General features: G+C 62.5%; 22 protein-coding genes. All 22 read right to left on the bottom strand.

The genetic code is table 11. The features are described 5' to 3' along the window. The 22 genes from ACVISU_RS41395 to ACVISU_RS41290 all read right to left on the bottom strand — a co-directional run bounded on the left by ACVISU_RS41395 (position 1) and on the right by ACVISU_RS41290 (position 8,209). Positions 1 to 177 carry a hypothetical protein gene (locus ACVISU_RS41395; RefSeq protein WP_194483177.1) on the bottom strand — a complete coding sequence of 59 codons (177 nt, stop codon included), beginning with the start codon at positions 175 to 177 and terminating at the stop codon, positions 1 to 3. Then, positions 174 to 827 carry a hypothetical protein gene (locus ACVISU_RS41390; RefSeq protein ID WP_194483176.1) on the bottom strand — a complete coding sequence of 218 codons (654 nt, stop codon included), beginning with the start codon at positions 825 to 827 and terminating at the stop codon, positions 174 to 176. The genes ACVISU_RS41395 and ACVISU_RS41390 overlap by 4 nt, the downstream gene beginning before the upstream one ends. Next, positions 820 to 1,182, bottom strand: coding sequence for a hypothetical protein (locus tag ACVISU_RS41385; RefSeq protein ID WP_194483175.1), 363 nt, complete (start codon positions 1,180 to 1,182; stop codon positions 820 to 822). Before ACVISU_RS41385 ends, ACVISU_RS41390 begins: the two co-directional genes overlap by 8 nt. Further along, positions 1,182 to 1,409 (bottom strand): hypothetical protein, encoded by a 228-nt coding sequence (locus ACVISU_RS41380; protein WP_194483174.1) that lies wholly within the window; start codon positions 1,407 to 1,409, stop codon positions 1,182 to 1,184. The genes ACVISU_RS41385 and ACVISU_RS41380 overlap by 1 nt, the downstream gene beginning before the upstream one ends. A 381-nt stretch (positions 1,410 to 1,790) precedes the next feature. Then, complete coding sequence (locus ACVISU_RS41375; RefSeq protein ID WP_194483173.1) at positions 1,791 to 1,934, bottom strand: hypothetical protein; 144 nt, start codon at positions 1,932 to 1,934, stop codon at positions 1,791 to 1,793. A gap of 359 nt (positions 1,935 to 2,293) precedes the next feature. Beyond that, a complete protein-coding gene (locus ACVISU_RS41370) occupies positions 2,294 to 2,452 on the bottom strand; it encodes a hypothetical protein (RefSeq protein ID WP_194483172.1) in 159 nt (52 codons plus the stop codon). Further along, positions 2,439 to 2,591 carry a hypothetical protein gene (locus ACVISU_RS41365; RefSeq protein ID WP_194483171.1) on the bottom strand — a complete coding sequence of 51 codons (153 nt, stop codon included), beginning with the start codon at positions 2,589 to 2,591 and terminating at the stop codon, positions 2,439 to 2,441. The genes ACVISU_RS41370 and ACVISU_RS41365 overlap by 14 nt, the downstream gene beginning before the upstream one ends. Further along, positions 2,588 to 2,770, bottom strand: a complete 183-nt coding sequence (locus ACVISU_RS41360) for a hypothetical protein (protein WP_194483170.1) — start codon at positions 2,768 to 2,770, stop codon at positions 2,588 to 2,590. Before ACVISU_RS41360 ends, ACVISU_RS41365 begins: the two co-directional genes overlap by 4 nt. Next, positions 2,770 to 2,997, bottom strand: coding sequence for a hypothetical protein (locus tag ACVISU_RS41355; RefSeq protein WP_194483169.1), 228 nt, complete (start codon positions 2,995 to 2,997; stop codon positions 2,770 to 2,772). The genes ACVISU_RS41360 and ACVISU_RS41355 overlap by 1 nt, the downstream gene beginning before the upstream one ends. Then, positions 2,994 to 3,242, bottom strand: a complete 249-nt coding sequence (locus tag ACVISU_RS41350; protein ID WP_194483168.1) for a hypothetical protein — start codon at positions 3,240 to 3,242, stop codon at positions 2,994 to 2,996. The genes ACVISU_RS41355 and ACVISU_RS41350 overlap by 4 nt, the downstream gene beginning before the upstream one ends. After that, positions 3,235 to 3,423 (bottom strand): hypothetical protein, encoded by a 189-nt coding sequence (locus ACVISU_RS41345; protein ID WP_028344186.1) that lies wholly within the window; start codon positions 3,421 to 3,423, stop codon positions 3,235 to 3,237. Before ACVISU_RS41345 ends, ACVISU_RS41350 begins: the two co-directional genes overlap by 8 nt. Beyond that, positions 3,420 to 3,806 carry a hypothetical protein gene (locus ACVISU_RS41340; RefSeq protein WP_456711015.1) on the bottom strand — a complete coding sequence of 129 codons (387 nt, stop codon included), beginning with the start codon at positions 3,804 to 3,806 and terminating at the stop codon, positions 3,420 to 3,422. The genes ACVISU_RS41345 and ACVISU_RS41340 overlap by 4 nt, the downstream gene beginning before the upstream one ends. Before the next feature lie 96 nt (positions 3,807 to 3,902). Next, positions 3,903 to 4,070 (bottom strand): hypothetical protein, encoded by a 168-nt coding sequence (locus ACVISU_RS41335; protein WP_194483166.1) that lies wholly within the window; start codon positions 4,068 to 4,070, stop codon positions 3,903 to 3,905. Further along, positions 4,061 to 4,243 carry a hypothetical protein gene (locus tag ACVISU_RS41330; protein ID WP_028344184.1) on the bottom strand — a complete coding sequence of 61 codons (183 nt, stop codon included), beginning with the start codon at positions 4,241 to 4,243 and terminating at the stop codon, positions 4,061 to 4,063. Before ACVISU_RS41330 ends, ACVISU_RS41335 begins: the two co-directional genes overlap by 10 nt. Before the next feature lies 1 nt (position 4,244). Beyond that, positions 4,245 to 4,541, bottom strand: coding sequence for a hypothetical protein (locus ACVISU_RS41325; RefSeq protein ID WP_194483165.1), 297 nt, complete (start codon positions 4,539 to 4,541; stop codon positions 4,245 to 4,247). Beyond that, positions 4,542 to 5,024: a hypothetical protein gene (locus ACVISU_RS41320; protein ID WP_194483164.1), complete on the bottom strand. Its 483-nt coding sequence runs from the start codon at positions 5,022 to 5,024 to the stop codon at positions 4,542 to 4,544. It abuts the gene before it with no gap. Between the two features lie 11 nt (positions 5,025 to 5,035). Then, the gene (locus ACVISU_RS41315) at positions 5,036 to 5,239 is read right to left on the bottom strand and encodes a hypothetical protein (protein ID WP_028344181.1); all 204 of its coding nucleotides are present in this window, start codon (positions 5,237 to 5,239) and stop codon (positions 5,036 to 5,038) included. A gap of 9 nt (positions 5,240 to 5,248) precedes the next feature. Continuing rightward, the gene (locus ACVISU_RS41310) at positions 5,249 to 5,470 is read right to left on the bottom strand and encodes a hypothetical protein (protein WP_194483163.1); all 222 of its coding nucleotides are present in this window, start codon (positions 5,468 to 5,470) and stop codon (positions 5,249 to 5,251) included. Between the two features lie 115 nt (positions 5,471 to 5,585). Continuing rightward, positions 5,586 to 5,825: a hypothetical protein gene (locus ACVISU_RS41305; protein ID WP_194483162.1), complete on the bottom strand. Its 240-nt coding sequence runs from the start codon at positions 5,823 to 5,825 to the stop codon at positions 5,586 to 5,588. A 533-nt stretch (positions 5,826 to 6,358) separates the two neighbouring features. Further along, positions 6,359 to 6,700, bottom strand: a complete 342-nt coding sequence (locus ACVISU_RS41300; RefSeq protein ID WP_194483161.1) for a hypothetical protein — start codon at positions 6,698 to 6,700, stop codon at positions 6,359 to 6,361. 26 nt (positions 6,701 to 6,726) lie between these two features. Continuing rightward, the gene (locus tag ACVISU_RS41295; RefSeq protein ID WP_456711014.1) at positions 6,727 to 6,981 is read right to left on the bottom strand and encodes a hypothetical protein; all 255 of its coding nucleotides are present in this window, start codon (positions 6,979 to 6,981) and stop codon (positions 6,727 to 6,729) included. A gap of 184 nt (positions 6,982 to 7,165) precedes the next feature. Next, entirely contained in the window at positions 7,166 to 8,209 is a 1,044-nt protein-coding gene (locus tag ACVISU_RS41290; protein ID WP_194483159.1) for a hypothetical protein, read from the bottom strand. Between the last annotated feature and the right edge of the window lie 1,494 nt (positions 8,210 to 9,703).

Here is a 9,703-nt window from a genome sequence, read left to right as displayed (position 1 = left end):
TCAGTCCTGCGGGAAGTGGGCGACGATCGCCTCAAGCTGCGTGCAGAGCGTGTGATGGCCGACGAATTGTCCGGTCTGCCACCACAGCCACTGAAAGGTGAAGGGAAGATGCGGGCATGCATCGTTCCCTTCGAGGCCGGCTTGGAGTCCGGCGTCGTAGTAATCGAACGGGTTCATCGGAAGCCCGGACCAGCTGGAGTCAGGTCGTACTTCTCGCCGAGCCACTTCACGAATGCCGGCGGCGCCTCGCCTTGCTCGAAGGCGGAGAGCATCCGGCTATCGCTGGGATCGTCGCGGCTCTTGCGGTCGTCGGTGACCAGCTCCTCGTAAGCCCACTGCTGGCGGGCCTGACTCTTGCAGTCATCCTCGTACCGCAGCCAGGCGAACTCCTGCGCCACCAGCTGGGCCGCGCTGTGAGCGTCGATCAGCCCGCCGCCGGTGTAGATGTAGTCGCCGCGATACATCGAAGCCTTGCCGTCCTTGCAGACAGCGTGCTTCAGCATCGCCGGGATCACCTCCCAGTCGTATGACCAGTAGCTGAAGAACTCCTCGTCGTTCGCGGTGAGGATGTCGTAAATCTCGAGACACCACAGGCCGAGAACGATCGACTGCGAGCGCATCTCGGCCGAGCCGCACTGCTCCCGCATCTCGATCCATTCCACGCGGATCGCGGCCGTGGAATGCGGGTCCTTCTTGGCTGCCTTTTCGAGCTTCGCGACCTGCGCCTCGGTGCCGAGCGTCCACTCGTTGAGGCATTCCCACACGCAGAGGGCCGCCTCCACCTGCAAGGCGGTGTAGGTCTCGGGCTCTTTCTTCTTCCTAGCCATTGTCGATCTCCTCCAGCAGCTTGACTGCGTCGCCCTTGAGGGCATTGAGGTCGAGGCGCACGGGGATGCCGTGCATCACCTCGACGGGGTTGACGAAAGCGCGAACGATCTTGAGCAGCCGCTCGACCCGGTCCTTCGCTCGATCGAGCGGACCGTCGAGGTAGGCCAGCGAGTCGCATTCGGGGCAGCGTCCGCACGGCGATGCATCGCCCGGTGTCAGGCTGCAGTCGTCGATCTCGGCGCACTCGATCGCGGTGCCGGACCAGTCACAGCTGCTGCAACAGCAGACCAGCTGGTCGGGTGGGCCCATGAACGCGATCTCGGCGGAGTAGGTGTCGCCTTCGAGGTCAGCCATCAGCCCATCCTCGCTTTCAGCTTTTCCTGGATCTCCGTCGCGACGCCGACCCATGCGTGGCCGTTGATCAGCGGCGTATTGACCGCAGCCGGCTCGGCCTTCGCGACCAGCTCCGACCACTTGTCGAGCGCATCGAGCACGAACAGCTGGGCGAGGGCGCCGTACTTGCTGTGCTCCATCAGCGATCGGACGAACGCGGTGTTCGTCTGTTGTCTTGTCGTCGCCATTTCGTCTCCTTTGCATTCAAACAATCGGTTGGACACGGCTCCGCTTTTCCTGAGTGTCAGGAAAAACTCGGCTTCGAATTGGTGTGGTTCGCGAGTGCTCTCTCCACCACTCCGCCCTATAGCCGCGGGGGGACACGGCATCGACCGAGCAGGTTTCCCTCCAACCACGCTGCATCCTTCGGGGAGCAGCAGGCCTCACAGTGTCCGCACGTGCGGCGTGCCGTATCGCGCAAGGCAGGCGCTACACTGCGAGGGCATCGAATTGCACCAGCGGATTGGTTTGCCCGCCGCTGGTCGGGCTGTGCGTCCGGTCGCTCGCGGCTTCACCGGTCCAAAAAGCTCAGTCACTATCGTTCGGGGTCACAGTGGGGGTCGCTTACTTCATGGCCGTGCCCCGTCGTCGTTGCTGTAACTCGGGACCTTCGCCTTGCGCTTCTTGTTGGGCACAACGCGGGCCTTGTACTTCGGCGTCCGCAGATCACGAGCGATCGGCGAGCGTCGGCTCTGCGTCTTTCGCTTCTTCATGTCTCGAACTCCGGTGAAATTGAATGGCCGGATTGCGCCGGCCTCGCCACTGCGTTTGGGTCGCAGCAACCTATGAGCGGGTACCCATTTCTCCGGGCCGCAAGCAACCTATGAGCGGGTACCCATTTCTCCGGGCCGCAAACTTCTCATCGCCGGCCTCGCCACCTATGAGCGGGTACCCATTTCTCCGGGCCGCAAACTCATCATGGTCATGGGTGGCCATCATCGCCAGGCGCGGACGAAACGCCGAAGCTAGGCCGTTTGAAAATGCGAGACGGGATGAAACCGCTACTCGCCTCGTCCTGCGGGATTTTCCCTTGCCTTTGTGTGCAGACCCACTTCAACCACACACAGGGACCTCAGGACTCGCTGGTGTTCGCCCAGCGAGGATTGATGCCGCGTCCGTCGATCGCCCAGCGGTTGGTCCGCCAGTAGAGATCGGCTTCGCAGTGACGGCGCTCGGCTGCACGGATGCGAGCCTGAAAATCTCTGAACTTCAGCTCTTCACGATCGTCCATGGCTTGCCTCCAGCTGCGCCAGCTCGGTTTCGAGCGGGTGGTAGTCCTCGAAGCGGGCATTGGCCCAGCCGTTGCGGGACATGTCCGACAGGATGCGGATCAGCGCCATGCGGCGGCGCTTGCGCTGCTTCTCGGTCATGGGTCCACCACACGGCTATGGATGACGCTGTGAAACCACTCGTTCACGTTGCCCCGATCGTCTTTGCAGTAGACGCGGCGCTCGTTGAACGACTGGACGGTGACCATCTCCTTGCGGAAGGTCGGGACCTTGTCACCGGGCTTCAGTTCCTGGCCGGTCGGTTCGTAGATCAGCCGCATCAGAGCCTCCAGTGCTGCATGCGGGCACGCTGGTCCGCACGCTCATTGTCATTGTCGGCCTTCGGATTGGCCCGGATCAGCTCACTGCCCTTGCGCAGCCAGCGCTTGCGGTCGTCATCGCGGACCACGTACTCGTCGCCGTCGAGGACTTCCTTGACCTGCCCGACGAACGACCCTTTCGCGCCGACGCGGGCAGAGCGCACCCAATCATCCTTCTCGAACTTCATGCTCCGCCGAACCTTCCCATTTCCAGATCGAGGCTGTCGGTGTTCTCGTATGTGGCGATCAGCCGATAGACCCGGCCGTCCCTGATGTGCAGGGAGGCGAAGACGATGACGTCAGACTTCCTGCACTCCTCGAACGCCTTACGGGCGTCCGCCTCGAATGCGTAAGTGTCGGTGTAGGCCTCGGTCATCGAGACGTGCGTGACCTTGGCCGATTTGCGGACGGCGCCGTTCGCGGTGTCAGTCACAGCTCGCTCCCATGAACTTGCGGACGCCGGCCGCCAGCGCGGCGTCGTCGACGCCCTTGGCGATCAGACCTTCGGCGTGCCTGTGGAGCGCCGGGATCGACATCATCGGGATGACCATGCCGGTGACGGCACGTTGGATGCGGGCGTCGTCGAGCGCCTGCTGCTTCTTGGTGCGCTTCATGTCAGCTCCTTGCCGGGAATGCCGCCCGTTCGGACGTGCGCTTCGCAGTTGGGGTACACTCGGGCCTGATCCCGAATGTGCGGGATGATGATCTCGACGCGGGCCAGCTCGGCCTCGCGCTCGGTGGCGTACTGCTTGGCGTTGCTGCGCCAGATGTCCCAGGTGTTGGCCGTGCCCATCGGGTTGAACCGATCGGTCAGGTACAGCACCTCGCGCTTGCCGCTGTTGTCGGCCGGGATGCCGTTCCACCACACGACGACGAACGTGTCGGGATTGTTGACGCGGTCGATCGTTGCCTGGGACGCCGGCCGGAAGCCTTCGGGGAACTTCATCGGCTTGCTCCCGTGGCTTTCCACTCGTGCTTCGGGCAGTACTGCCAGCACTTCGGCTCCAGCGGGTCCGCGTCACGCAGGGCTTGCGCCTCCTTGTCCGTGACGCGGACCACCTCATCCGAAAGGATGTGTTTCAGGCACTTCATCTCAGACCCATTTGGCAAATGCCGCACGGCAGGCGCGGGCATCGTTGAAACTGCGAGCGGCGGCGCGGGCGATCCGCATGGACCGCATGCCGACCGACTCGATGACGCCATCGCGGCGGATGACGAACAGCGTGGGGACGGGACGAGGGACGCGGCGGATCACTGACATTGGCGCACCTCATCCCTGGCCATGTTGTGAGCCAGCAGCAGGAGATCGGAGATCAGGACGTGCAGATCGTCCCGGGTGATGGTCGGGGCCGTCCTGAAGTTGAGGTCGACCGTGGATTTGCCGTGACCGGCGGTGGTCGCGCGGACGGTCGCTTCGAAGAACCGGGTCTGCATGTCACGCTCCCGCACAGGTCAGAGCGAAGCGGGCGGACCCGACCTTCGCGATGTTCTTGATGTGGACGAGCTGGCCGTGCTCGCGGGCGTCGGCGACGTAGTCCTCGCCCCAATGCAGGGCGAGGGCAGGGGCGTTTGCCTCGAAGTCATCCCATTTGACGCGGCCGAAGTCCGGGTTGCTCTCCCAGACCTTCACGAACGTGCCGCGCCGCTGCGGGCCGGACCCGGTGAACTGGCCGGTGTTCTTCAGGAAGGCTGCGGCATATGCGACGCGGTCGCCCGGTGCTGGCGCTGACATTCACGCCTCCACCGATTGCCAACCAGCCGGTATCCGGCCGCGCGTCGCGACCTGCTCGATCGCCGACACGTCCAGCTTGAAGAGGCTGGCGACGCCCTTCAGGTGATCGGCGAGCCGGTCGTAATCCCAGCCACGATGAAACCAGTTGTCGCGCTCGTCGTGAACGCTCTGGAGGCGGGTGAGCAGCCGCTGATGCTCCTTGAACCACGGTGGCACGACCTGACCGAAATGCTCGATCAGATTGTTGAGCGCGTTGCCGCCAGAGTTGGGCTTGTAGTCCGGCATCTCGGACATGTCGTCCATCCGCGGATCGTACCTGTCGTCCGGGATGAAGTTGCCGGCGATGCAGCAGCGACCGGTCGGGTCGCGGTACATGCACATGTCGTCAAGGCCGGTCGACGGACCGGGGGACGCGGCGAAGAACGCACAGGCAACGTCGAACACTTCCTGAGCGGTGGGTGTGTTGGTGAAAACGTGGGGCATGGGATGTCCTGTCAGGTGCTCGTGGGGGACGACAGCAGCTCGCGGAGGGCGTCGGCGCGGGTCCAGCAGTCCGACGCATTGCCGACCTCGTTCCATTGGAACGTGTGGGTCAGGGCCTTGTGCTCGGCCGCCTCGATCTCGGCGCCGATCTCGGCCGCGCTCTTGCCGGTGGCCCAGCTGAGAGCGTTGTATCGGGCGTAGGATTGACCGCGCATCGCCTGGCCTCAGAACTGGTAGACGTTGTTCTGGGTGACGATCAGCCGGCGCTCGAAGTCGATCGAGCGGAGCGCGGAGGTGATGGTCACTTCCCCCTTGGCGCCGCCGCGCTCGTCGTGGTCCTCGCCCATCTCGACGCGGGCTTTGACGACGCCGGACAGGGGTATCCGCTCGATCGGCGCGCCGATGCAGTCAGTGAAACCGAGAAGCTTGCAGGTGAACATGCGCATGGGGTGGCTCCGTTGGTGCGCGGTCAATGCACGAATGCAAACGCAAATGCAAGTGCAAATGCGCCCTAATTCGAGCAAATTCGTATGAGATAAGGAGGGGGTTCCGAGGGCAGATTCACCGCCCCGGAAATTCGAGAATAATTCCCGAGAAAATGGGCCGAGCGACAATAACCGGACGGCCCGGGGTATATTCGAAGGCCGCCTCCAGCTCCTCGATCGTGCCCATGAGCACGGGGACAGAGGCTCCTCTCTGAGAGAGGACACAGGCCGCCTCAGCCAGTATTGCCGACTGGACGGGGGTGATGCCGGACCTGCCCGAGTAGGCACGGTACAGCGCATCGAGACGAGCACGCATCGGTTCCTCCGGTGATGGAGATGGGGCGGAAAGCCCTGCGAGACAGGCACTTCCCAAGACGACGACGAACGAAATCGGGGCCGCCCATCGAGGGCCGCCGGAGCAGCTCAATCCCAAGCCAGTGACCTACAGGCAGGGAGAGATGCAGGGATGAGAGAGGGAGGGAGAGGCACTGTACCTGGCCTCATCGATCTCACCGGTCAGACGCAGATTCTCGACTTTCGGATGCAAATGGCCTGCAAACCGCAGAAGTTGGCCGCGTCGACCTTACCCTGCACATAAAAGCACATTTGCATTTTCGCGATTTCCAGCCCTATCTGACACTAAATCTAGTGCCGTACATGCCAAAATCGGTGCCTCAGTCCGCAAATCAGGGGGTTGAGACCCCATTTTCAGGGGTCCACCCACTAGATGTTGAATATTCAGGGGTGCAGCGACCCCATCATCAGGCCGGCGAAGGCGAAGGCCATCAGGATCAGGGCGCCCGTGGCGAGATCCACGCGGGCGTTCAGTATGCGCTTCATGGCGGATCCTCAGGCGTACCTGGCGAGGGGCTTCTCGCTCACGGGGTGGTGGACGGTGCCGTCCTTGATGGTCACGCGATCGGCGGACCAGACGGTTGCGGGGGCGTTCAGCGAGGCGTGGCGTTGGGCGAAGTGCAGATCGCCGAAGGGTTCGCACTCGGACCGGCCTGACCGGAACGTTTGAACGATGAAGCGGGGCACGCTCTCCCGGGGCTTAGCCTGTGTGACCGTGGGGCGGGAGGCGGGTTTTTCCCGAGGGTCAGGAAAAACTCGAGGCTGGCTCGCGTCCGCTTTCTGGATGGTCGCAGTCACGAGCGAGCGCAGGTATCCGGTCTGACGAGCGGTCAGCATGGCGTGGTCTCCGGTGTGGGGCGCGTTCAGCGCTGAGCGAAGCGGGCCTTGCGACGGGCATAGCCGGGCGTCGGAGGCTGGAAGCGGGGGCCAGTGAATGGCGTGTAACGCAGGTGGGGCTCTTTGGCCTCGAAGTGGGTATCGGCCCATGTACGGCGGGCCAGCTCGATCCTGTGCATGCCGGCGAGCGTGTCGGGGCTGACGTCCGCTTCCGGGATCATGAGGCGGGTCTCAGCCAGTGTGGTCCGGCTCTCTTCGCCGCTCTTGGGCGTGATGAGCATTTCCCGACCACCCGGAAAATTTGAAGCCAGCCAGTCCGCGTCAGACAGGGGGCGGGGGGGCGTTTTCGCATTGGCGAATGCACGATTTTTCCGGGGCATGCTCACACTCCGTGGACGGCACAAAAAAAGGCCCCCGGCGGTGAGGCCGGGAACCTTGCGATTTGCGGGGGCGATTGGCGGGGGCTTAGGCCGCCTTGCGCTTCCGGGACTTGCGGGCGGGGGCTTCCGCCGTTTCGTCCGCCTTGGGGGCTTCCGCCGGAGTTTCGTCCGCGGGGGCTTGCGGAGCGGGCGGGGGCAAAAGCAGGATGACGTTTTCCGCCGTGGGGGCTTCCGCCGAAACCGACGCGCCGACCTTGGCGTTAATGTGCGCCTGCAGCGTCATCAGTGCATCGATCGAAAGCGTATCCACTGCAGCCATGATCGCCGCCAGTTTCTCGCTTTCGGTCAACGGCGCGGGGGCTTCCGCTTCCGCCGACTCGGGGGCTTTGGCTTCCGCCTTGGCTTCCGCGCCTTCCGCGCCGCCCTTGTCCGCCTTGTCCGCCTTGGCCATGTCGTGCCATTCGGCCAAGCGGGATTGCATGATACCCCACTGCCCGGAAAGCAATTCGCCGACCTTGGCGTTCCACATGGTTTCGGCCGACTCGACCGACGCGGCGCGGGCACATTCCAGAATGACCGGCGCGTGGTTCAGGCGCATGAAAGAGGCAAGGCGCGTTCCGTAGGTCCGGAGCGTTTGCAGCGAGTCGATAAGCTTGACGTTGACCGGCTTGCCGTTGCTACCGGTTGCGCCGGTATGCTTCAGCTTGACGTATTCCGACGCCAGCTTGTTCCGCTCGCTTTCGGCCGCCTTCAAAGCATCGCCCGAAAGCCGGTCAAAGCTGGCGGTAGCGGACATGATCGCCGCCGCATGGGACTCGGTACCGCGCCAAATCATCTTGCCAGCCTTGGCGACCGGAACCAAAATGTCGCGGGTGAAAATCCATGCATCTTTCTGCGGATCATAGTTGTTATCCGTCAGAACGGCGCGGATTTGCTCGCCGCAAAGGTTCAGCGCCAGCATGGTCACGGCGTTGTAGGTCGACGACTCGGCCGCGCCAAGCGACTTAATCGCAAGGTCCGCCGCACGAGTCTGGATCGTATCGGCATACTTTTCGGTTGCGGACTGCAACACGTTGGTTTCGGCCATCTCTTGCGCGGTAGCGGCGCGGGTATCGGTAGCGGTAGCCATTTGAGTTTCGCCTTTCTCGTTTCGCCCCCGTCTTTTCCAGACCATCCGGAAAAATCCGAGGTTTTGGCATGGCTCTCCCGTTCTCTGCGAAGGTCATTCGCGAGGTGGAAAAACGCGCGGGAAAGCCCGCTTGCCTCTCCCGCTATATGCGGGCACAAAATCACCATAGGCAACGAGACTTGAGTTTAGAAGCAAAGAAAAAACGCTGCAAAATCAATAGCTTGCAAGTCGAAAAATCGGGCTTTGCATTCCCTCGAAACGAAATCGAGCAAAGAAAACGTAAGTAAATCAATGCGTTAGCAGGTATGCAAACGATGATTCCAATTCAGGAAAACGCCTCGCTTGGGAACCAAGGGAAACGAGATCGAAACGAGAACAAATATTAGACTTGAGTCTAATTGACTTGAGGTTTCCCAGCGCTCGAATCGATACCCCTACCAAAGTCTAATTTTTTATTGGACATGGGGACTGGGTTGGCCAATACCCATCAACTTCGCACCGCTAAAAGGCCATTTCCCCCAATCGACTGGGCGATGATATGAAACTTGGGCCTGAGCTTTGAAATCCAGGGCCGTGGGAGGCTCTGCGGCCCGCCTATGTAGGTTCCGAGGGGTGAAACGGGCGGCCCTTCCTGGGCCTTCCCTGGGTTTTGGGGGGCGTTTGCATTACCACAAATCCGAGGCCGCGAAAAGCGGTATGCCCTTCCAAAAGACCCCCCTGTTTTGGGGCCCCACGGCCACCGCCGCACTGGCAAAAGGGGATTTGTCCCGTGTCCTGGGACGTGGGACAGCCGACCTGAATTGCCGCATGGGTAGCGAGGGCTTCGCCCTGGAATAACAGACCAGTCACCGCCGCGGCCGGCGCGCGGCAGCGAGACCTCGGGCTGGGGGCCATGGGGTGAGATCTCGCCGTCGTGGGGTGGTTGGGGTTTCTCAGCCTTGGAGGAGCTGAGGTCTTCATCGAACGCTCATTCAGGCCGCTCGTCAATGAGCATGGGGTCATTCTTGAGCCGCGGCCTACGGGTGGGAATGACCACGACGATCGCCACGCTGATCGACCACGACAAAGCGGCGGCCTATTACACGTGAAGATGCTCTTCACGATCCGTTGGCTTGAGCGGCCCCCCTTCGTGCGGTGGGCTCTCCTCACCTGGGCCACGAAGCCTGGGCGCGGCGGACCGCGGCCGGCGAGCACTTCGCGCTACCGAAATCTCGGCTGGCTGCCGAACAGATGGACGACATTGCCAACGCGCATCGGCGCGGCTGGCCGACTTCATGGCTGCGGATCTGTCCGCGCTCGACCTTCTGGTGGTCGAAATCGACGGGGTGCATCCCGGCGACGATCTTGTGGTGGTGGCCGCGACCGGGTTAGGGCCGCGTCTAACCGACCACTTCCAAAGCCATAATCACTGTACTGCTAGAACTAGTAGTAGGTTCGCTGTTCTCAGTTCCCAGCTAAGCAAGTAGAGCCGTTTTGGAAGAAACCTGTCCTGAA

The organism is Bradyrhizobium sp. USDA 4452 (genome assembly GCF_054063575.1).
This window is presented reverse-complemented; position numbering and strand designations above follow the sequence as displayed.

What these genes read in the sequence shown, in the direction of transcription:
- ACVISU_RS41315 (WP_028344181.1), bottom strand. Translation starts at nt 5,239, where the DNA reads ATGCGCGGTCAATCCTACGCCCGATACAACGCTCTCAGCTGGGCCACC.
- ACVISU_RS41385 (WP_194483175.1), bottom strand. Translation starts at nt 1,182, where the DNA reads ATGGCTGACCTCGAAGGCGACACCTACTCCGCCGAGATCGCGTTCATG.
- ACVISU_RS41330 (WP_028344184.1), bottom strand. Translation starts at nt 4,243, where the DNA reads ATGCAGACCCGGTTCTTCGAAGCGACCGTCCGCGCGACCACCGCCGGT.
- ACVISU_RS41325 (WP_194483165.1), bottom strand. Translation starts at nt 4,541, where the DNA reads ATGTCAGCGCCAGCACCGGGCGACCGCGTCGCATATGCCGCAGCCTTC.
- ACVISU_RS41295 (WP_456711014.1), bottom strand. Translation starts at nt 6,981, where the DNA reads ATGCTCATCACGCCCAAGAGCGGCGAAGAGAGCCGGACCACACTGGCT.
- ACVISU_RS41345 (WP_028344186.1), bottom strand. Translation starts at nt 3,423, where the DNA reads ATGAAGCGCACCAAGAAGCAGCAGGCGCTCGACGACGCCCGCATCCAA.
- ACVISU_RS41370 (WP_194483172.1), bottom strand. Translation starts at nt 2,452, where the DNA reads ATGGACGATCGTGAAGAGCTGAAGTTCAGAGATTTTCAGGCTCGCATC.
- ACVISU_RS41290 (WP_194483159.1), bottom strand. Translation starts at nt 8,209, where the DNA reads ATGGCTACCGCTACCGATACCCGCGCCGCTACCGCGCAAGAGATGGCC.
- ACVISU_RS41310 (WP_194483163.1), bottom strand. Translation starts at nt 5,470, where the DNA reads ATGCGCATGTTCACCTGCAAGCTTCTCGGTTTCACTGACTGCATCGGC.
- ACVISU_RS41300 (WP_194483161.1), bottom strand. Translation starts at nt 6,700, where the DNA reads ATGCTGACCGCTCGTCAGACCGGATACCTGCGCTCGCTCGTGACTGCG.
- ACVISU_RS41380 (WP_194483174.1), bottom strand. Translation starts at nt 1,409, where the DNA reads ATGGCGACGACAAGACAACAGACGAACACCGCGTTCGTCCGATCGCTG.
- ACVISU_RS41320 (WP_194483164.1), bottom strand. Translation starts at nt 5,024, where the DNA reads ATGCCCCACGTTTTCACCAACACACCCACCGCTCAGGAAGTGTTCGAC.
- ACVISU_RS41375 (WP_194483173.1), bottom strand. Translation starts at nt 1,934, where the DNA reads ATGAAGAAGCGAAAGACGCAGAGCCGACGCTCGCCGATCGCTCGTGAT.
- ACVISU_RS41335 (WP_194483166.1), bottom strand. Translation starts at nt 4,070, where the DNA reads ATGTCAGTGATCCGCCGCGTCCCTCGTCCCGTCCCCACGCTGTTCGTC.
- ACVISU_RS41395 (WP_194483177.1), bottom strand. Translation starts at nt 177, where the DNA reads ATGAACCCGTTCGATTACTACGACGCCGGACTCCAAGCCGGCCTCGAA.
- ACVISU_RS41360 (WP_194483170.1), bottom strand. Translation starts at nt 2,770, where the DNA reads ATGCGGCTGATCTACGAACCGACCGGCCAGGAACTGAAGCCCGGTGAC.
- ACVISU_RS41355 (WP_194483169.1), bottom strand. Translation starts at nt 2,997, where the DNA reads ATGAAGTTCGAGAAGGATGATTGGGTGCGCTCTGCCCGCGTCGGCGCG.
- ACVISU_RS41365 (WP_194483171.1), bottom strand. Translation starts at nt 2,591, where the DNA reads ATGACCGAGAAGCAGCGCAAGCGCCGCCGCATGGCGCTGATCCGCATC.
- ACVISU_RS41390 (WP_194483176.1), bottom strand. Translation starts at nt 827, where the DNA reads ATGGCTAGGAAGAAGAAAGAGCCCGAGACCTACACCGCCTTGCAGGTG.
- ACVISU_RS41305 (WP_194483162.1), bottom strand. Translation starts at nt 5,825, where the DNA reads ATGCGTGCTCGTCTCGATGCGCTGTACCGTGCCTACTCGGGCAGGTCC.